The 20,700-nt window shown below is 48.4% G+C and carries 18 protein-coding genes; 1 reads left to right on the plus strand and 17 read right to left on the minus strand.

Annotation, left to right across the window (positions count from 1 at the left end):
• Positions 1-1,516: 1,516 nt before the first annotated feature.
• Positions 1,517-1,660 (plus strand): hypothetical protein, encoded by a 144-nt coding sequence (locus DW085_RS19335; protein WP_182430943.1) that lies wholly within the window; start codon positions 1,517-1,519, stop codon positions 1,658-1,660.
• Between the two features lie 252 nt (positions 1,661-1,912).
• Here DW085_RS19335 and DW085_RS17535 read toward each other — a convergent pair whose 3' ends face one another.
• The 17 genes from DW085_RS17535 to DW085_RS17610 all read right to left on the minus strand — a co-directional run bounded on the left by DW085_RS17535 (position 1,913) and on the right by DW085_RS17610 (position 20,602).
• On the minus strand, positions 1,913-2,347 hold the full coding sequence (locus DW085_RS17535; RefSeq protein WP_147353987.1) for a hypothetical protein: 435 nt from the start codon (positions 2,345-2,347) through the stop codon (positions 1,913-1,915).
• A gap of 181 nt (positions 2,348-2,528) precedes the next feature.
• Positions 2,529-2,789: a Txe/YoeB family addiction module toxin gene (locus DW085_RS17540; protein WP_118494132.1), complete on the minus strand. Its 261-nt coding sequence runs from the start codon at positions 2,787-2,789 to the stop codon at positions 2,529-2,531.
• Entirely contained in the window at positions 2,789-3,055 is a 267-nt protein-coding gene (locus DW085_RS17545) for a type II toxin-antitoxin system RelB/DinJ family antitoxin (RefSeq protein WP_118494135.1), read from the minus strand. The genes DW085_RS17540 and DW085_RS17545 overlap by 1 nt, the downstream gene beginning before the upstream one ends.
• 131 nt (positions 3,056-3,186) lie before the next feature.
• A complete protein-coding gene (locus tag DW085_RS19340) occupies positions 3,187-3,345 on the minus strand; it encodes a hypothetical protein (protein WP_182430944.1) in 159 nt (52 codons plus the stop codon).
• Entirely contained in the window at positions 3,342-4,028 is a 687-nt protein-coding gene (locus DW085_RS17550; RefSeq protein ID WP_118494137.1) for a hypothetical protein, read from the minus strand. Before DW085_RS17550 ends, DW085_RS19340 begins: the two co-directional genes overlap by 4 nt.
• Positions 4,029-4,091: 63 nt before the next feature.
• Positions 4,092-4,937, minus strand: coding sequence for a hypothetical protein (locus DW085_RS17555; RefSeq protein WP_118494140.1), 846 nt, complete (start codon positions 4,935-4,937; stop codon positions 4,092-4,094).
• Between the two features lie 37 nt (positions 4,938-4,974).
• Entirely contained in the window at positions 4,975-5,361 is a 387-nt protein-coding gene (locus tag DW085_RS17560) for a hypothetical protein (RefSeq protein ID WP_118494143.1), read from the minus strand.
• Between the two features lie 123 nt (positions 5,362-5,484).
• A complete protein-coding gene (locus tag DW085_RS17565; protein ID WP_118494146.1) occupies positions 5,485-5,688 on the minus strand; it encodes a hypothetical protein in 204 nt (67 codons plus the stop codon).
• A gap of 104 nt (positions 5,689-5,792) precedes the next feature.
• Positions 5,793-6,995, minus strand: coding sequence for an NlpC/P60 family protein (locus tag DW085_RS17570; protein WP_118494149.1), 1,203 nt, complete (start codon positions 6,993-6,995; stop codon positions 5,793-5,795).
• Positions 6,996-7,010: 15 nt separating this feature from the next.
• Positions 7,011-7,622, minus strand: a complete 612-nt coding sequence (locus tag DW085_RS17575; protein ID WP_147353988.1) for a 2-hydroxyacyl-CoA dehydratase family protein — start codon at positions 7,620-7,622, stop codon at positions 7,011-7,013.
• A 246-nt stretch (positions 7,623-7,868) separates the two neighbouring features.
• Positions 7,869-8,093, minus strand: coding sequence for a hypothetical protein (locus DW085_RS17580; RefSeq protein ID WP_147353989.1), 225 nt, complete (start codon positions 8,091-8,093; stop codon positions 7,869-7,871).
• A 306-nt stretch (positions 8,094-8,399) separates the two neighbouring features.
• On the minus strand, positions 8,400-10,304 hold the full coding sequence (locus tag DW085_RS17585; protein ID WP_118494158.1) for a BspA family leucine-rich repeat surface protein: 1,905 nt from the start codon (positions 10,302-10,304) through the stop codon (positions 8,400-8,402).
• Between the two features lie 171 nt (positions 10,305-10,475).
• Positions 10,476-11,810: a BspA family leucine-rich repeat surface protein gene (locus tag DW085_RS17590; RefSeq protein ID WP_118494161.1), complete on the minus strand. Its 1,335-nt coding sequence runs from the start codon at positions 11,808-11,810 to the stop codon at positions 10,476-10,478.
• Positions 11,744-12,145 carry a BspA family leucine-rich repeat surface protein gene (locus tag DW085_RS17595; protein ID WP_147353990.1) on the minus strand — a complete coding sequence of 134 codons (402 nt, stop codon included), beginning with the start codon at positions 12,143-12,145 and terminating at the stop codon, positions 11,744-11,746. Before DW085_RS17595 ends, DW085_RS17590 begins: the two co-directional genes overlap by 67 nt.
• Before the next feature lie 4 nt (positions 12,146-12,149).
• The gene (locus tag DW085_RS17600; RefSeq protein WP_118494167.1) at positions 12,150-18,653 is read right to left on the minus strand and encodes a SpaA isopeptide-forming pilin-related protein; all 6,504 of its coding nucleotides are present in this window, start codon (positions 18,651-18,653) and stop codon (positions 12,150-12,152) included.
• A gap of 79 nt (positions 18,654-18,732) precedes the next feature.
• Positions 18,733-19,353 carry a hypothetical protein gene (locus DW085_RS17605; protein WP_118494170.1) on the minus strand — a complete coding sequence of 207 codons (621 nt, stop codon included), beginning with the start codon at positions 19,351-19,353 and terminating at the stop codon, positions 18,733-18,735.
• On the minus strand, positions 19,337-20,602 hold the full coding sequence (locus DW085_RS17610; protein ID WP_147353991.1) for a hypothetical protein: 1,266 nt from the start codon (positions 20,600-20,602) through the stop codon (positions 19,337-19,339). Before DW085_RS17610 ends, DW085_RS17605 begins: the two co-directional genes overlap by 17 nt.
• Positions 20,603-20,700 lie beyond the last annotated feature (98 nt).

Here is a 20,700-nt window from a genome sequence, read left to right on the forward strand (position 1 = left end):
CATAGCATCCTGGTATGTCTTATCATGTTCCAAACGGGATAAGAGCTTATTTCCGTGTTTGACGCAGACGTTATGGATATGGGTCATGGCACGGAAGCGTTTTTCCATTGCCTGGGAACAGGTTTTGGTATTTAATAAGATCTGTACGGTATGCATGTGTTCCCTCCTTTCAAGATTTACCATCAGTATGTCGCATCTTAAGATCTTGGCTTTTTGCGGATAACACTTTTTGGTCGAAATGATAAAAAGCATTGATTCATTTGGTTAGATAAGAGTACAAAAGAAAAAAGCTGGCACAATTCATCTCACGACTAAAGTCACGAGCATTCTTGTGCCATGCTGTAAATAAAAAAGGAAAGTTGACAATTACAATATTATGATATATTATAATAAATGAAGGGAAACCTTTTGAGACGCATACTCATAAAAATGCTTTCCTTACCAATGAAGCAGAACCCGTGGTGGAAGGCGGTGACTGTGGAGGTTCGAGAAAGGTGGCAGCTTACCATAATCCATCTTAGCTTCGGCGAAAGAAAGTTGTATTTCAAAAGAATAAAAAGCCTTGCAGACATTTCTCTGTAAGGCTTTTTATTATACTAGGAGTTATATGGATATAATTTATGAAAAGTACCGGGCAGAGTATGCCGCAGTGCTTTGGATTTTAAATATGGACTTGAAGTAAAAACGTAATCCGTAAACCTGTCACGAGGAACCCGTAAACTATTCCTATATCCTGGGAGTCCGGCGTACTCCCGCGGAGTCAGCCATTAGGTCCCGGACCGAACGCATCCCCCGAACCCGGAAAACCCGGGCTATATCCATTCTTCGGGAATGGTGATGCTCGGAAAATAAGGGAAGTCTCAATCTATGGAAACGATGTCTTTCCGTGAGAAGCTCTCACCGGGAAGCTCGTGGCTTTAGTCATGAGAGGACGTCACTTATGCTGCAGCCAATCAGAAATTCTTTTCCAGCCAATTTATCATATTCTTTGATTGCAATGGATAGTAACTCTTTTGTCGAATCATAAATCATACTTTTCTCCACGTAAATGGGCGGTTGTGTATAACACAGCCGCCCATTGTATTTCAGTTTATAATGTTGCTGCCCCAACATGTGAGCCTCTCACTCACTTGACATATCAGAAGAAAAATCTTCTGCGGGTGTTTCCGATGGTGGCAGTTTTTATATGTTGCCCGAAAAGCAACACTGCACGCTCCTTATGCAGACGTCCAATCATTCTGATTGGGAAAGGATTACACCTTCCGGCACTTAAATTTTAACATGTGTGCAACTAAATTTCAAGATAGCCTGCAAGTTATTTTTAACATAAGTTCCGAGAATTCCCCCGCCTCCGCAGGTGGTGGGATGAATCGATTAGATTAGAAAATAGGATGAAGGACGGACAGATTTTATTTCTGTCTGTCTTTTTTGACCAAAAAGTGTTATCCGCAAAAATGCCGTCTGAAAATATACTCCATACTGATGGTGTAACGATTTCTGGAAGGGAGGAGTACAGATGGCAAAGCGTAAGAAAAAGGACGCAGCCTGCGAACTGGTCGCTTACCGGTTCTACGGAGTTCCGTCAGAACAGGATGCGGCCCAGGAAGATAAAACATTTGGGTGCTGCCGGTATCTGGAAGCGGATGCTGGGGGACCATAATACTCTGTACGCGGAGATCGGCCATGTCCTGAATAATACACCGGCGGATTATAAGGACCTGGATGAATGCTTCTTCTTAAACGAAGTGGATTCCCTTGCCCTGGCCAATACCGCCCTGAACCTGGACGCAGCTTTTGAACAGTTCGTGATCTGTTTCCGGCAAAAAAAATACCCGGGCAGCAGCTTTCGCTACTGGTCCCGGATACTTGTAATTTGCTACCCGATTTTTTGTGCATTTCTCCATTTTCCGCATCATAAGGATACAATGCCGTCCTCCACGATGCCCAGGTTTTTGAACTCGTTGGTGACGTTTGCGCTTTCATCCAACAGATCTGGAAACTGTTCATAGTCATCTTCGTCTGTAATCTGGTTGACTTGATATGCTGCATCATAAAGTGCTTGCAGCGCTTTTTGCACTTCTTCCTTATGCCCCTTCAGCTGCGCTTCCGGTTCTTCCTCTGGCACAGCCCTGTCCTTGCGGATTCCCTCCAAAATGATGTCGTTTTGGTCGGTCGTTACGCGAGACAGCTCCATGGAAAGGATGTCTTCGGGAGCGTATACCGGGGAACCGGGTCCATCATATACCGGAATCTTTCCCTTCCATCCCGCTTTTTTCGTGCAGTCAAAAATTTTGACATAACAATTTACATCAAACGCTGGATTCTGGACAAATTCTCTGATTAACATATTTTTTCTCCTCTCATTTCCTATATTTGTTTTGATTACAGTAACAGTATGTGTTTCCGGCATGTTGTGAACGGGGCAAAAACGCATTTTGATCTGTTTTTTCGGCATAATCCAGTTAATATTTTCATGGTTTCGCACCTGAATAAAAGCCCAAAAAAGAGGGCGGTTGCCCGTCCTCTTTTTAATCTTCGTAATGCCCTTTGCATGAAACAATATAGATTATCTCATCTTTCTCAAAATAAACAATTCTATTGGCATCGTCAATACGCCTGCTCCACATACCTCTCAGATTTTCTTTTAGTGGTTCGGGTTTTCCAATACCCTCAAAAGTACTTCTTTGGATATCCTTGATAAGTCCGTTAATTCTTTTCAGAGTTTTCTTGTCCTGCGTTTGCCAGTACAGGTAATCGCTCCATGCTCTATCTTCCCATAGCAACCTCATTAGTCCACCTCTATCAAATCATGCTCTGCGAAGTGGGCCTTACCGTCTTTTATATCACGCGCAATATTTTCTAAATAGCGGATATTGCTATCAGAATAAAATGGGTCTACTGATACTTCAAAAGGAATACGCTTTTCTCTACCTACTTTTTTAGCAAACACAGTGAACGCCGCACTCATTGAAAGACCTAATTCGGAACATGCCTGCTCCATGCTCTTTTTTACTTCTTCGTCCAGTTTGAAATTTACATTTACAGCCCGTGCCATCTTCAACACCCCTTTCTTATCTACATTATATGCTATAATAAAGAAATATACAAGCGTTTTTCTTTATTTTTTATTTATAATGTAGACCCGGGCAGCAGCTTTCGCTGCCGGCTCCGGGTACTTACTTTTTGTCATCGGATGTCCTTGTGGTGGTATACATTACCATTATCACAGTGGACAAGGACCATCTTGTTATATACATCTACGGAAAGCACCGTTAAGATCTCTCCGGTCTCTTTCACCATGATCTCATCTTCGTTATGCAGTTTTTCTGCCTGTCTTCTTGTCATTTCTCACTCTCTTCCTTTTCTTCTTTTGCAGTTTCCTCCGCTTCCGGACGGCATTCTTCTTCTGGAGATTCTGCGGGGTTTTTGGCCTCGCTTTCCCGGATGGCGTCCTGCGCCGCCTTCTGACATGCTTCGAGAGTCCCGTATTCGGAAAGCATCCCGTTTGTTCCCATGCGAAAATAACATGCTTCCTGTTCCTTATCATCGAAGAACTGGACATACGGGTTGGTTTTTAGCAGCTTCACCACCTGTGGCATGGCCGTGCAGACCCTGTCGCAGTAGACGGTGCCAGAACTGGTCCCATCTTCCGTGATGCCGCTCACGCGATAACCTTCCCACTGGAAATCTTCCGGATGGGTTTTGATAAAGCGGCCCGCCACATACATAAAGTCAGCCATCAGCCGTGCCATGTCACGCATGGCATGCGGCCCGCGGCCCCTGGTTAAGAAGGTTCCAAGGCGGACAGCCCGATTCTTCGGGGCTGGATATTCCAGCCAGACATCGAGACGGATGCTGTCTCCGGTCCAGTTCTGGTCGATACGGCTGTAAAACACGCCGTCTGCGCGTGTGATTGGGCGGCTTTTTGCATCCGGCACGGAAGTTTCCACGATCTTTGGGAACTCGATCTGCTTGCATATCATGGTAAAAAAATCTCCGGTCATGTATGGGTTTTGCTGTGTTCTCATTGTTTTTCTCCTTTTTCGTATCCGGCGCAGGAGATCCCCGCGCCGTAATGTTTTTGTTTGTTTCTATAAGTAATCCAAAAACAGCCGGACATTGCGCCATTCATAGGCGCAGTCCTCCGATTCCAGATTAACGTCATCTAAGATCCTGGCAACGGACTGTTCCAATTCCTGTACGTCTTTCACTTCCAACTCTCCCCACAATCCTGCATCTATCAGGAAACAGGAGCTGGTATTGTTATGTCCGTCGATATGGCAGATCTCAAACTCTTCCGATGGAAGCAGCTTCATCAGGCGCTTCATACCCTCCTTTGTCATATAAGATTCCGGATCATACTGGAGTCCCGCAATCAGATACGTCTTTGTTGTCTCTGGTTCTGGTTCGGTTCTGGTAACTCCTGTCTGTGCCGGCATGGCGTACGTCTTATAGTACCGGATCAGGTCCCAGATGGAAGAAATCTCAAGGAATGCCAAAACCTGCTGTTCCTTTTCCTTTCCTGTTTTTCCGTCCACCGGCTCCCCGATGAGCTTGCTTAACGCGTCATCATTGCATAATGCGAGAATTCCGTCACAGATCTCTGCCGTGATCGCATCCATTTCCTTTTCGGACGGCTCGCACTCATCGATGCATCCGCGCACACGGACGATTACATGGTGGAACGAGGTCACGCCTTCCGCCTGGTAGGTGACATCCCTTAAAAACGGGTCACCGACCAGCCGTTCGGATAAGAGGGTTAAGAGCCCCTTTAAATCGTTTACGACAAGTTCCGCCGGGTTTACAGCTACGAACCCTTCCAGGTATGCATCCTCATTGCATAACATCCACTGTTCCCTGACGGACAGGGGCTTTGAAAGGAACCCGCACGGTTCTTTCACCACGGCTGTCCTGTTTGTTTCCATTCTGTTTCTCATCTTCTTTTTCTCCTTTGTTATTTTTGTTTTTTCGTTCCTACCACACGATATCCAGGTTGTCGGAAGCGATCAGGCGGTACTTTAAAATCTCGCAGATGGACTGTTTGTCCATGCGCTGCCAGTCATACGCGTAAGAGGCTGCTCCGAAGTTGTCCCAGGAAAAATATTCTGTGCAGCCGATTGCGAACTGAACCGGATCGTACGTTTCTTCTGTCATGCCAAGAAAATCCATGACGGATTTCCGGTCACCCCAGCCGTTCTCCTGAAAGTCATCCAGATCTACTTCTACCTCGCCGAACTGGTATAAGTCTTCCTCATCCGGGTACGGGCGGCATAAAAGCATCGGGAATACGGTGTCGGAATGTTCGGTGTCTACAAGGATCCCGTTCTCAAAAAAATTTTTGTCTCCATAATTTCTGTACATTTTTATTTCCTCCTTTTCTTATGATTTGTTAGATACACCTTCAGTATGGAAACGCGCCGCTCTCTTCACGGGCATAAAAATACCCCCGTGGAAACTGTTCCATGGGGGTAGGAGTCTTGAGACCTAATAAGTCCGGCCACCGTAGTAGCCGATTACAATGCCAACCGCCTCCTCGAAGGAGCGGACGTTAAAGGAACTCATGCCGAATGGGGCTGTCAGGGTTGTGCCGGACCAGAAATACGTTTTTCCGTCCGAACAGGAAATGTTCGGTGCGCTCGCCGTGATCATAACCCCTTGTTTCGTTATTATCGTCGTGCAGCCTGCCATGTTTTTCTCCTTTCTGTATAGTTCGTGCGTTTCCCGGATGGAATCGTACCCGGTGCGGCCCATTCCGAAAAACCCGAAATAGTTATAAACCAGGAAAAGTCTGGTTACGCGCCCGCGCCTTCCGGGGAAGGTTCCGTCTGTGCCTCTGCCTCTGGCTGGGCTTGCGTTTCCGTTTCGGATCCTTCTTCGGTCACAAATCCCGGGCCATATTCCTGCGTCTCAGTCTCTGCGGCTTGAGTATCATCCGTTTCTTCCTCTTGCGAGAGGACCCCGGGGCCGTATTCAGCTGTAGTTTCCTGCACTTCCGTCACTTCCGCCACTTCCCCTGCGGACGTTCTGGTAAGCGTCTCCGTCCAAGTTGCCTCCGAACCGGTAGCGGTCTGATCGTCCAGCTGCCCTTCTGCGGTTGTTTCCGATACCGGTCTTGCGATCGCAACTGCCTTTGCGAGGCTGATCTCGCTCATGACAACGCGTCCCAGGGTGGAGGAGGCCTGCACCATCAGTCCGCCGTCACAGACCATGGCGACATGGCTGATGTTCTTATACCGCCCGTTCTGCTTGAACGAGTAAAAGATCAGATCCCCGGCTTTTAAATCGCCGGCATCGACACCCCTTCCGGTTCCTTCGAGATACTCCGCGATACTGGCTGCCGTATGGCAGTTTACCGGGTCGATGTTCACCCCAGCATCCCGGTATGCCCAGTACACTAGGGATGAACAGTCATAGGCGATCCCGCTGTCCCTCCTTGGCTGGGAGTACGGGAATCCGAGCCGTTTCTGCGCGGCCCTGGCGGCATCTAATGCTACGGGTAGTTCTTCCGTGGAGCCGGTCGCCCAGGCATACCGTCCGGCATCCAGGGAATTGACCGGTTCCCATGCTTTCTCATCTACGCCGTCATCCGTGCCTGCTTCCTCTGTAAACTCCGCTTCTTCTTCGATGAGCCCTTCCATGAGCGGTGCCATTTCTTCCTGCCAGTCCTCCGGTACCGTATCGTTTCCGCTTAACTGCAGGTACATTTCTTCCGTATAGGTGAACCCGATCTTCCTGTAATCTCCTACCGCCCGTTCCCGGTCCGTCCCACGGTCGGAGAGAGCACGGAACATGCCGCTTAACTGGGCTTTCCGCTTCGCTGCTTCGGTATCCGCACCTGTTTCCGCCACCTCTTTTGCATCCGCTTCCGCCACCACGACGGTTTCGTCTTTCTTTGGTGTCTGTGGTGTAATGCCGTAGGCCAAGAAGCATGGAAGAAAGGATACAGACAGTAACAGTGCAACATTATGCTTGATCTTTAATCTGACTGGCTGCATGGTCCCGCTCCTTCCTTACTGTCCGTCTGCCGGCGTCTGGCTTTCCGTTGCTTCCGGCTCTGTTTGGCCCTCCTGCACTGCATCCGGTGCTGATTCCGGTGTTTCCTGCGCGGTTTCCGCGCCCGGCGCTGCTGCTTCCCCTTCCGTTTCTGTCGCGGCTTCTGTGACAGGTGCGGCCGCTGCTTCTCCACCGATTACCTCGTCCATCGTGACCACGGTCCCTCCGTTCTTTTCGATCAGATCCATCAGGCGGTTGGAGGCATTTACCATATCATAGAGAAGGTCCTGTCCGTCCTCCTCCATCATATCTTCTTTCCCGCACTGTTCGCCGTAATCGAGCAGACGCTTTGCTTCAGCAATGACCTCTTCCGGGTCTTCCGTCTGTGTGGCAAGCCCGTTCTCTACGAGCTGCTGCCCATTTTCATAATTGGCTCTCAGTAACTGGTAAGTCTGAACAAGCCAGCTCCATGTCTCCTCCGAAACGGGCTCGCTTGCTGTGACACTCTCCGTTACTGCTGCTTCCGTGGATGCATCTGTCTCCATCGCGTTCCCCTTTTTCTGGCATCCGCCTGTCACCAGCGCCATAGCAGCCAGGACCAAAATTAACTTTCCGTATGGTTTTCTCATAATATTCCTCTTCTCTTCGTTTTTCTTTTCAGTATGTAGCATCTGCTCCGGGCTTTCGATTTTTGCGGATAACACTTTTTGGTCATATTCCAGGGTGTACTCCCGGGTCTGGCCGGCTTTCTTGGAAAATAGATGGCACCGGATGCCAAAACGCTCCTTTTACATAACTTCCGAGGATTCCCCCGCCTCCGCAGGCGGTGGGATGAATCGATCAGATTGGAAAATGTTAGGAATGGCGGACAGATTTTACTTCTGTCTGCCTTTTCTTCGCCTTTTCTCGACGAACGTGCTCATTTCGTTCGCAATATAAGCACGTTCGTCTGGCTTTTCAGAATCTGTCGGCAGAAGACATGCTTCACAATAATTTTTCGCGGGTTCGATCATGGTCTTTTCGCTCGTTTTTCCTGCTTCCACTCTGGAAATGGACGACTTGTTCGGTACGATGTCATTCACAGCCAGCTTCTGCACCATCTCATCCATGCCGGATGATAAAAACTGAAAATCTTTACACGACCATCATAACATTTGTTGCATTTTTTGTAATAGAACATGCGATATTTGCAACTTTCTGAGATAAATCGCAACTCGTCTTCATACGCTGCGAATCATTGCAACTTTTTCCGTGAATACGCAACTGAGCAAAAAAATAATAACAGTCTGAAAGAACAGGAGTTTAGACTATCATCGGACAAAAAACAGGCAACCCTTTCGGGCTGCCCGTCTGTGAATCAATCAAATAATTTGATTCTGAGAAATGTATATCAGAATTTGAGACGCTTATGATGTTGGGGTAAAGGTACCGTCTTCATCCCATGTGCCTGCACGTTTTGTGAAGGTTGGGTGGTATGGGCAGTTGGTGAACATGTACCCAAAGTCTTTTACTGTGGCAATATCCCAATCGTTGATAGCAGATGCACCGGTAAGTTTATAGCAATTCCCGAACATCTCCGACATATCCGTGACAGATCCAGTATCCCACTTCGAAAGACCGCTTAAATCCGTAAGACTGATGCAGTTACAGAACATGTTATCCATATCTATGACATTTCCGGTATTCCAGCTCTCAAGAGCATTCAAAATTGCAAGACTGGTGCGGCCCTTGAACATGCAACTCATATGCATGACGGATCCAGTGTTCCAGCGCTCCAGCCCGCTTAAATTCGTGAGTTTGCTGCCGTCATCGGACACCTCGAACATGTGATTCATATCCGTGACAGATCCGGTATCCCACTTCGAAAGACCGCTTAAATCCGTAAGACTGATGCAGTTACAGAACATGTTATCCATACCTATGACATTTCCGGTATTCCAGCTCTCAAGAGCGTTCAAATTTACAAGACTTTCGCAACCATCAAACATGCCCGACATAAACGTGACAGAGCCTATTTTCCAGTTTCCAAGAGCGCTTAAATCCGTAAGACCTTTGCAATCCTTGAATATGAATGCCATGGTCGCGACAGATTCGGTATTCCAATCAGCCAATCCACTGATATCCGTTAACGATGAATATCCTTCAAAAAGCCTGTACAAATCAGATCCTGCATTTACATTTCCCGCCTTCGACCACCATTTTAAGGCTGTTCCATCTCTCCATAGATAAATTGGCGTTTCAGACTTTCTGTCCGATATCACATTTGCATCCGTCATATTCTCATCTGTCGGTTTTGTATCGGAATGCAAGAATGCAGTAATCTCGGTTGTCGTCTCTGCAATATTTTTCACTTTTTTGTAGAGACCACGGGTCTCTAAAGTAGCAGTCATGCTCGCTTCCCATTTTGCTGTAAATGATATATCGCCAACACTATCAGCCGCAATTTGTTCCGGTTCCCATCCGGCAAATATATAATTTTCTCTCGTTGGTGTCGGCGGGACATAGCCGTAATCGGCAGTGCTATATTCATATAACGCATCATTTAAGGAAGCATCATCTCCCAGATTGTAAGTGATCGTTCCGAGTTTACCCGTCTGAGTCCGGTTTCCGTCATCGGCCGGTCTGACATCCTTATCCCCGGACTGATTCATGAAGATCTTATATACGCTGGTCAGTGTGGCAGTGCCTAGATATCCATCCTTGTCAACCGTCAAATTCTCGCCAGGAATATCCGTAGCCTGGATCGCACATGCCGTGACCACGATATCTTCCACATTGCCGCTTAAGTCATTCTCAATGGCATTCTTCATCTGTACCTTATCGAACAGCTTTGACGTGGTGGCGCCTTTTGCAAGCGGCTTCCGGTACGCATATACATAGGTAGTCTTTGTTTTCTGTGTATCTGCATTGGTAGAAGGCTCTGTCTTGACCAGCTCCCAGTCCCCGTCCAGGCCCTTCAGGGCAAACAGATCCTGCATCTTCTTTTCACCAAGTGTTCCATCCAGGCTCATCTCTGTGAAATTCTCCTGTGGGATCTCCACCTTCAGGTAAATTAAGGCCGCGTTATTGCCCGTATTTTCCACTTGTGGATCTTTTACGATCTCCTGGTTTGGAATGACACGCTTCACCTCATCACTGTTGTTTCCCGGATAGCCAGGCTCTTCCAGATCGATCTGGACCTTACCGACCGTTACAACGTTTGTTGCACCTTCCGTATCTGTCAGATACGCCAAAGTACCATTGAAGGCAAGCGCTCCGACCAAAGTACACGCCATTACCGAAGCAATCAGCTTCTTACTGGATTTTTTCATAAAGTTCCTCTTTTCTTAAAAGACTTATCCTGCGTCACGACCCCGCCGTTTTCGGCGGGGTTCGTGATTCAGGATTTGGTTTACTTGTATTTTACTTTGCCGCTATTATCTACCCACCGGCCTTTCGCGCTCGCTTTGAACCCGTTAATGGTCGTGTTCTTGTAGAGCTTGCTAAGTTGTTGGAATGAATGTACCCGAGCTATCCCATGTGCCAGCACGTTTTGTGAAGGTTGGGTGGGATTGACAGTTATAGAACATCTTAGTAAAGTCTGTTACCTTTGTAATATCCCAATCATTGATAGCAGATGCATCGGTAAGTTTCCAGCAATACCCGAACATGCTCGTCATACTCGTGACGGATCCGGTATTCCAATCCTTAAGAGCGCTTAAATCCGTAAGTCGGCTGCAGCCACTGAACATTTGCAACATATCCGTGACGGATCCGGTTTCCCAGTTTTTAAGAGCGTTCAGATCCGTAAGCTTGTAGCAGTTCCAGAACATGCTCGTCATACTCGTGACGGATCCGGTTTCCCAATTTGAAAGTCCGTTCAAATTCGTAAGATTTTCACAATAATAGAACATGCCACTCATGTTCGTGACAGATCCGGTTTCCCATTTTCCAAGAGCGCTTAAGTCCGTAAGGCCACGGCAATACCAGAACACGTGCGACATATTTGTGACGGATCTGGTGCTCCATTCTTCAAGTCCACTCAAATTCGTAAGACCTCTGCAGCCATCGAACATGCTCGTCATACTCGTGACGGATCCGGTATTCCAGCTTTCCAAAGCACTCAAATTCGTAAGACTGCTACAGCTCACGAACATGCCCGTCATATTCGTGACGGATCCGGTGTCCCACTTCGAGAGACCGGTCAAATCCGTAAGACTGCTGCAGCTGTAGAACATGTAACGCACATTCGTGACGGATCCGGTATTCCAGCTTTCCAAAGCACTCAAATCCGTAAGATTGCCGCAGCTATGGAACATGGCTGACATGTTTGTGACGGATCCGGTATTCCACTTTTTAAGATTGCTTAAATCCGTAAGATTGCTACAGCCATAGAACATGCTCTGCATATCCGTGACGGATCCGGTGTTCCATTCTTCAAGTCCACTCAAATTTGTAAGACCGCTGCAACCATAGAACATATTCGTCATATTCGTGACGGATCCGGTATTCCAGCTTTCCAAAGCACTCAAATTCGTAAGACTGCTACAGCTCACGAACATGTCCGTCATATTCGTGACGGATCCGGTGTCCCACTTCGAGAGACCGGTCAAATCCGTAAGACTGCTGCAGCTGTAGAACATGTAACGCACATTCGTGACGGAGCCAGTATTCCAGTTTTTAAGTTCACTCAAATCCGTAAGGCTACTGCAGTTACGGAACATGTTCATCATATTCGTGACTGCTCCCGTATTCCATTTTTCAAGCGCATTCAAATCTGTGAGTTTATTGCAGTCGCAGACATATCCGACATATCCGTAACTTTTCCGGTTTTCCAACTTCCCAGAGCGCTTAAATCTGTAAGGCTTTCACATCTCTGGAACATGCCAGACATATTCGTGACGGAGCCGGTTTTCCAGTTTTTAAGAGCGTTCAAATCCGTAAGCTTGTAGCAGTTCCAGAACATACCCGACATACTTGTGGCAGATTCAGTATTCCAATCAGCTAATCCACTAATATCCGTTAATGATTGATATCCGTAGAAAAGAGATGCTAAAGAATATACTACATTTACGTTTTCCGCCTTCGACCACCATTTTAAGGTTGTTCCATCCCTCCACAAATAAATTGGCGTTTCAGAATTACCGTCCGATATCACATTTGCATCCGTCATATTCTCATCTGTCGGTTTTGTATTGGAATGCAAGAATGCAGTAATCTCGGTTTTCGTCCCTGCGATATTTTCCACTTTTTTTATGCAGTGTGCCAGCAGGATAACCAGAGTTCAACAGAGTTGCTGTTAAACCCTTCCATTTCGCATACACGGTAACATCTTTTGAACAATCTTCTACAGAAAATTCATTTCCATCGGTACATGCCTTATCGGTATACCATCCTACGAATTCTTTGTTTATATGATCCGGCTGTAATTCCTCTCCGTCAGTGACTTCAGCTCTTCTATTAGCGTCTGTTATCACCGCATAGAATCCATAAAATTCATCTATAACTGAATCTGAGTGGAAGTAAATCTGTACGGTATCACCCGGAATCACAAACGTCTCCGTGGTTTTTGTTGTACCGCCAAGTTTACCACTCACAGACTCCTTAAAGTTCGTTGTGTTTGGCTTGATGTTTGTTCCCGCATACACACATACCCAGTCCCATAAAGTACCTTCCGTCTGATAAGTGATGGTAACATTCAGTTTTTCCGCACCCGGGATGGTGATCACTGTATTCTTCTCCAGATCGGTTCCATACTTACTACTGACGGTTGTTCCATCGTCACGGACGTTATCCGTTTTTACGATCTTTTTCACCGACGCATTGGGTGTTTTTAGGTAACTTACCTGGTTCTGCGTTTTGGAAGTATCATCCCCGAAGTAGCCGCCATTCGCGTCATACGTGACCGTGAACGGGATCGGCGGAATCTGCAGATGGATCTCCACGCTAAAGCTGTCACTAACCGTAATGCCGCCTTCCGTATAAGAGATGTGCACGGTATAGCCGGCACCCGAGGAATTGTTGTTTCCGGTTACCTTAGCGGGATCTAACACCAGGTCCGCAAATGCCACGGTCTTGTTACTGCCGTCATCGTAGAACGCTGCTGCTTCCAGATCCTTTGCGGTAAAGGTATAACTGTTTTCCGTTTCGGACTCGATCGTTTCAGGCCCATTATAGGTGACCTGGATGCCGGTCAGCTTCACGCTGGAATCGATCATGTTTGTGGCGTTTGCTGCATGACTGAACTTTTCGTACTGGGTCATCGTATTGGTAAAGGTAACTTCCGCTTCTTTTTCCGATGAAAGGTCGGCAGTTGCCGTATTCCCCGCTACGGTCACGTTTTTGCCCGCGGTCACGCTTTCAAGCTGATAGCGCTCCACATTTTTCTCCGTGATGGTGTAGGTTCCTGCCGGGATTCCGGAAAGTACCGTTTCTCCGGTCAGCATGTTCTTGGAAAGCGTCACGCTTTTCTGCCATGTGTGGGACGTACCGTTCACATCGGTTCCCTGGATCTCAAAAAGGAATGCGGCATTGCCAAACGGCTCATAAAGTTCATTCACACTCTTCCTGATCGTGATCTGCACCTGTTCGACCGGGTCATAGCAGGTCAGCTGCTGCATAGCCGCACAGTTTGCCTCGTTTACGGAGAACCGGATCTTTGTGGAGTTCAGTCCGTATCCGGCCGGCGCTTTCGTTTCCTCAAAGTAGTAGGAACCCCAGTTCAGATCCGTGACCGCGATCACGCCGTTTGCATCGGTCTCCAATCCTTCCTTTACGAGCGTGCCATCGTTTTTGCGGAGAGCAAACTGTGCTCCCGCAAGTTTCTTTGACTTGGTCGCTTCATCCAGTTTGGTCAGAGTCACAGAACCGAGGATCCGGTCATTGGAAACATGGATGGTCTGTACGGAATCCGCATTGGAAGCATCCACGGTGAATGCAAACAGTGTATCCGATTTCTGGTAGCCCTGTGGCGCACGTGTTTCACTGAAGTAATAATCGCCCCATTCCAGATTCGGAACAGTATCTGCCGTTCCGTCCGTGAGCGTTGTCAGATTTTCGCGGATGAGCTTATCCTTCATCGGATCTGCATCTCCTGCTGGATTTGCTTTCCGGTAAAGAGAGAATTCCGCATTTGCGAGCGGCATGCCATCCGCAGACTGTTTCATCAGCTTTACGGAGCCAGTCTTCCGTTCGTCGGTCTGTTTAATCTTCACAATGGTGTCAGCCGTTGTCTCATCCAGGACTGTTTCCACTGCATCAGCGGCCAGCTTGTATCCAGCCGGAGGGATTACTTCCGTGAACCGGTAATGACCAAACTTCAGTCCTTCGATGGTCAGCTCTCCTGCTGCGTTGGTCTTCTGATATTCGTAAATGTTCTGGTATGTGTCGTCCGCTTTCTTTACTGCCACATCGTAGTACGCACCTTTCAGCGGCTTCCCGCTTACTGCATCGTATTTCGTCAGCCGGATGGATGCGGTCTTTTCCGGGTCTTTCGCTTCCACGCTCGTGCTGATCGTATTGCTGTCTTTATCGTACTTGTCTTTTCCGATCTCAAATGGGATCTTCGTATCATTCACGTCATATCCGGTCGGAGCCTGTGTCTCCTGCAGGTAATAGCTGCCCCACGCAAGACCGGAAATGGTCAGGGTTCCGTTACTGCCTGTCTCGCAGGTATCCAGCGATCCGTCCGTTGCCGAATAGGAGCCGGCGGTTTCGCTTAAAAATACCTGTGTACCGTCTGATTTATACAGCTGATACTTTGCTCCCGCGAGCGGTTTATGAGTCTCATCGTCCGCATCCTTCTTGGTCAGCGTGACGCTTCCTAAGATCCTTTTGTTTTCGATCTGGATGGTCTGCGGAATGTCCGTTACCGTAAAGATATGCTTTCCGGAAATCTTCTGATACCCCAGAGGAGCCTCCACTTCTTCCCAGTGATATTCCCCTGCCCGTACATTATTCAGTACGATGCGTCCCATGGAATTTAGCTCTTTTCCGCCATCGGCAAACAGTGCGTTTCCGTTCGGGTCATAGATCTGGAACTTTGCTCCGGTCAGGGAAGCGTAATGTTTGGTTCCGTCCTGATCGGTCTTTGTGAGATTATCCGCATCCACCTTCTGAAGGACCACCTTACCGATGTTATCTAAGAGTTTAACGTAGGTCTCGGAAGAATCCAGCGTATAAGCGGTTTCATACTGTCCGGTCAGTCCGTACGCATCGTAGGTAATGGTATACTGGTTGACTGCCTTTTTCTCAATGAGATCCCGGTCAGACGGAGCCCGCATGTTAAGAAGGATGTAAGCCATCTGTTTGGTCTTCATCAGGCCGTCCGGCATACCGGAAGTATCCAGTTCAACGGCGATACTCTTTACTGATGACAGGTCAGAAGGCTCTGTGGTGGTCCATCCGGCATCATTCAGGTCAAAGTCCTGTGCCGGGTCCGTGGAGTAATGGATGGTCGGGACCATACCCAGTTTTTCCACCTGGGATATATCCACGGATCTGAGGGTTCCCTGCCATCCGCTGTTTATGGTCTGGTAGTGGTCTTTATCCGTACCGGACGTGGCGATCTTGGCACCCTGTTCGATCCGGTCATAGAATACGATGTTCTTTGCGTTGGAAGAGCCAAGGCCGAAATCCAGACGGTACTGGTAATCGGATTTTGCCTTCTGCGTATCGTCTTCCGCATCGTTATACAGTCTGGTCACGGTATCGTTCACGAAACCGTTTGAGTAGCTGCTCTTAATGTACTTGGATACGTACTCACGCCATTCGGTCGCGTCTTCATATACTACGACTCTGCTTGACGCATACGCGAGCTTTTCGCCGGTATCGCCGTCCGCATCCAGATCATACTCATCTTTCTGGACGGAGTTTCCCGTGATCTTTGCAAGACCCTGGTCATGTGCCATGACACAGGATTCGAAGCGGTAAGCATTTCCGAGAGAAAGGAAATCTGCATAGGCCAGGCTTACCGGGAAATCCATTTGGATCTTCGTGCACTCTTCTGCTGATAACGGGTCATCGGAAAAATCAAAGTCCGCAACGATCGTCGTCTTCCCGTTCCACTCTGTGGTGCTGATGCTCGCATGGGAGGCGAAATCGTCTGTCTCAAGCCCGTCAAGGGTGGTTCCGCTTCCGCTGATCGTGATCTCATCCTGATCAACATCCACGTTCATGCCTTCCGGAACGGCTGTATACAGGGAGAACTTCTTTAAGCTTCCGGAAGTATCTGCCTTGATGGTTCCGGTCGCATGTACGGTAGAAGTAAATCCTTCTTTTCCTCCCCCGGCAAACTCATCTACAGCGACATTCGTGGATAATTCTGTCACCGGATCCCGCAGCCATACATTGGAATAGTCTCTTAACAGCTGCTCTTTATAAACGGTTCCGTCCCGCTCTGCAAGTGCTTTGCCGTACGTGCCGCCGTAGTTATCCGTGGTCGTGGCACAGTCATTTTTCAGAACGCCGTCTGCATCATAATACAGGGATCGTAAGTACGTAAAGTTGACCAGACGCGCGGTGTGGTCGATCCGTTCGGATTCGTCCTTATCCTGCTCCGTCTGCCAGTTGATATGAAGGCGGATGCCCGGTTCTATCTGATAGGAATAGGAGCCCGTGATCCCCTTCACAAGGACATACACTGCCTTGATCCCGTCCGGAAGCTGGTGAATGGTCGTTACATTCGTTTTTCCGGTACCCAGCAGGCTGTATTCTCCCAGAGCTGTTTCCTGGGATTCGGCTCCGTAAACCTCATAATCGTAAGTATCATAATCGTTATTCTGATAAACCTTCACATAGGAAATGTCGTATTCCTCATCCGTCAGGTTTCGCATGGTGCCGTCTTTTAAATAAACAGCCAGCTGATCATCGCCCATTGCCAGGCTGTATGTGCCTGTTTCTCCGATCCCACTGCTGCTTACGGACCCTTCCGTGATATCCCCTGATGCCTGTGTGGAGACTGCACTGGCTGCTTTGCGGGCATTGGAAGGGGTCGCTTTCTGTGCGTCTTCCGCTGCAAAACTGGTAATGGAAAACAGTCCTTTCAGACGGTCGGACAGAGAAGCCTTACTTAACGTGATGTCCGGAAGAATGTCTTCGTCTTCTTCTGCATCCGAACTGGTCGCGGTTGGCGGTTCCAGTTCTTCCGGATGAAGGTCTGCGAATGTCACTCCATCGGAAAGTTCCGCTTCTTTTGCCAGATCGTGATCATACCATTCCAGATCGTCCCAGTCTTCCGGGATATCGCCCAGTTCATCCTCCACTCCCCGGTTTTCAGAAATCGCAGCTTTGTACTTTGCTTTCCAGTACCGGTCGTAATCGCCATCCGATGTGCCTCCGGTTTCTTCCCCATCAATGGATACGGCTTCCAATGCATTAGAACCGGTCGCAACATCCGCTCTGACTGCACGGCGTTTTACGCGGGATCTTCCTGCGCTCTGTCCGGATGCGTAGTTCCGGTTTGCGATACCGCTTAACTGGAACGGGATCACTTTTCCGTTATAAAGCCCGGTTGCATTAAAGCGGTCCGCTTCTTTTAACGGTGCATCGTGCCGGTTTGCCCAGTTATAGATCTCATGGTTATAGTTGATCGACCACTGGTTATAAATGTATCCTGCATGGTTGAAGTGGTACCCGTGAAGTGCGAACGTCTCCTCTACATCTACGCATTCATTTGCTTCTGCAATATCAGTATAGTCCTCCTCATCATTGTAAAGCCGGCTTAAATGTCCCAGAATGGTAACATCCTTGCCTTCCAGGACATCGGTTTTGAATCCAATCCGGAACGGAACGTAATACGTATCTCTGGTCCCATCCGAATATTTTGTCACCAGGTCCCCATCTTTTTCTGTAAAAAGATTGAAGGTCTGCAGACTGCCGACCGTTTCCGTCTCTACTGTTTTATAATTTCCTCCCACTTTGGCTATGATATCACCATCAGAAAGTCCGTCTGCGGATACGGCCATAAGCATCGTGGACCTGTAAAGCCCTCTGGCCAGCCAGTCATAATCAAAATACATCCGGCAATCGTACCAGGTGTAGTTTTTGTCCTCTTTCTCGTAGGTAGAGCCATCAATATTCTGCCTTGTCATACGGATCCGGTAACGGTCGCGGGCGGATGTAAAGGAAAACCGGAGCGGTTCCGCCATAATGCTGCCCGCATCTGCCACCGCAAAGGTCGGAGCTGCTTCCATCTGAAATCCATTCTCGCAGTCCCTTGCCTCCAGTGTCCAGAGCAGTTCGAAACCGCCGGATACAGACTGTCCGGTCTTGACCTCGAATTTGTTCGTGAACTGGTAGGTATCCGTCATCGGATCCCAGGTGTAATTCCACTCGGAATCCCCCTGGTCTGCCGCCAGCTTGTCCGCTTTCACGGTACCGGAGCGCTTTACTCCGCCTATTCCCGGTATGGTAAATGACAGGCTTCCTGCCGGATAGTCTTTTTCTGCATTCTCCATCCGGTAGGTCACGACGATCTTCGGCTGCCGCACCTCATCCACGGTCGCGTTCCATTCGTAGGCCTGTGTCAGGTTGTTCCATGCCACATCAACCTTCCATCCATCCAGATAGTTTTTATAAACAGCTTCTTCTGCAAACGCATCCAGACGCATGCTTGTAAGCAGCATGATCACGGACAGCATCCATGCAAGAAGTCTCCGGAATTTTGGCCTGAATTCCAACATACACAAATTCCTCCTATTTTGTTGTAGCCATCTCTATCCTCTTTTGCATTTTCGTATATTCTACATGGCTGCAAGCTTCTTATCTTCGTTCTAGGAATTCCTTCCATGCAGATTTCCATGGTGTACTGCCGGTAAATTCCGCGCCATCCTTATCCAATGTCTGTACGCATTCCGCATAGACAATGATCTCATAGTCCTGCACGTCTTCTGCCTTCGCGAATGTCGTCTTCACCTTCTCAAAGAGCGGTTCCGTGCTCTTTCCTGGCTGCAGTGGTTCCGTATAGTAATAATATCCGCCGTCCCCAACGACCGCATCATCTGTCGGCGTTACAAACGCCCAGCCATCCGGGAGGTTATCCTGGTAGGATGCCGCATCAAACCATCCGTTTGGATTATATAACTGGGAAACGTCTTCTACGGCTGAGTCGGAGAATCCGGCATAGACGCGAACATAACACGGAACGGTTCCCGTATTTTTGACCGTTACCTTCTTTTTATAGATATTTTCACCCTGCTGCATTTCTTTTGGCGGTGCATAATCCTCCGTAATTTCGATGGTGCTTTCGCCAACGCTCAGGACATTCTTTATAGTCTGAGCATGCCGGAAATATGCCGCGGTACTGCCGGCACCGGCGCTTGCGATCAGGACAATGGCAGCAGGAATGAGGACTTTTTTTGTACAATTACTGAATATCTTCATGACTGCCCTCCTTCTTTTTCCGGTCTTTTTTCTTGTCTTTCTCGTTCTTTCCAAAGACTGCCATACCAATGAGACCTGCTGCCGCCGTCACGAAAACACCCTGCCAGAAGTTGGAATCGCCCAGTTTCGGGATCAGCTGTTTGATTGGTTCCGGAATGGGTATGGGACCCGGTTCCGGAGTCTGTCCGGTGCTGCCCGTCTCTCCGGTCTGGTTCTGTCCGGTTGTTCCCTTGGTCATGCCCGGCCCGTAATTATTGGATCCACCTCCGGCGGTCTTATGGCTTCCGCCGCCTCCGCCTCCGGATGAGCTCGACATATACGCAGAAAAGATCCATTTGGTCTGGGTCTTTGATAAGGCGTAGCTGTTATTTAACTCCTTTGGGACGGATACCGTATAGGTTAAGACCGCCTCCTCGTTCATGGCAAGGGACGCGATCTTTACTTTTTCCGTGATGGCACCGTCCATGGCGCCGGAATAAAGGACCGTATTCCCGTTTTTGATCTCTAAATGAAGGGCTTTTAAGAGTGCATCATCTGCGATGGTCTCCGTTTTAAAATACATGGTCACGGTCCGGCGGTAATTGTTCTTTAAAGCTACCTGCCCGCTCACCGTATCGCCCGGCATGAGGGATGTCCAGTTGGAGAAAAAGTCTTCCTCGGTCTTTACAAGACCGTCCGCACCGTTTTCGAACATAACGGAAAATGTCTGGTTACCTGCGAGCTTCGGATCGTATGATGTATGGACGCAGGTTTCAATCACGGTCCCAAACCACGGATCACCTGCGCTCCAGTCCGGCGTGAAGTTTGCCTCCTGCACGGCATCCGCGGTCAGAATGATGGAGAATCCTTTTTCTGCGTAGGTACTGTCCCAGGAAGCTGGGATCTTCACGCGTTTTAAGAAATCTACGGACTCATCCTTTGCAACCGGCTTCTTGTAATAGTAGTAATCGCCGATCTTTTCCCAATCCCCGTCTGCAAGGGTCAGTTCTTCATCAGAAAGACTGTCAAGGCCCTCCTCTGACGTATATTCCGCCTTCACCCGGATCCAGCTCGCATTCGCATTGTTCGTAATCCGGACAATCTTGTCCACGGTCTGTCCCGGCAGGACCTGTTTATCATTCTGGTACGGGACTTCCTTACCGTCCTCATCCAGTTCATATTCTGAAAGGGAAATGGAGACATCCCCGAGTGTCACGCTGTTGGTTACTTCCGTTGTATATTCCCCGGCATACGCCATGCAGGGCGTCATCGTGAGCACGCTGCACATGGCCGGATGATAAAATAAATTCGCTTCCTCATATCCTCCTCCGGTGGTCAGCCGCCCATGGGAGGCGGCATATGATTGGT

Origin of the sequence: Clostridium sp. AF50-3 (assembly GCF_003477445.1) — a bacterium.
Lineage (GTDB): Bacteria > Bacillota > Clostridia > Lachnospirales > Lachnospiraceae > Otoolea > Otoolea fessa.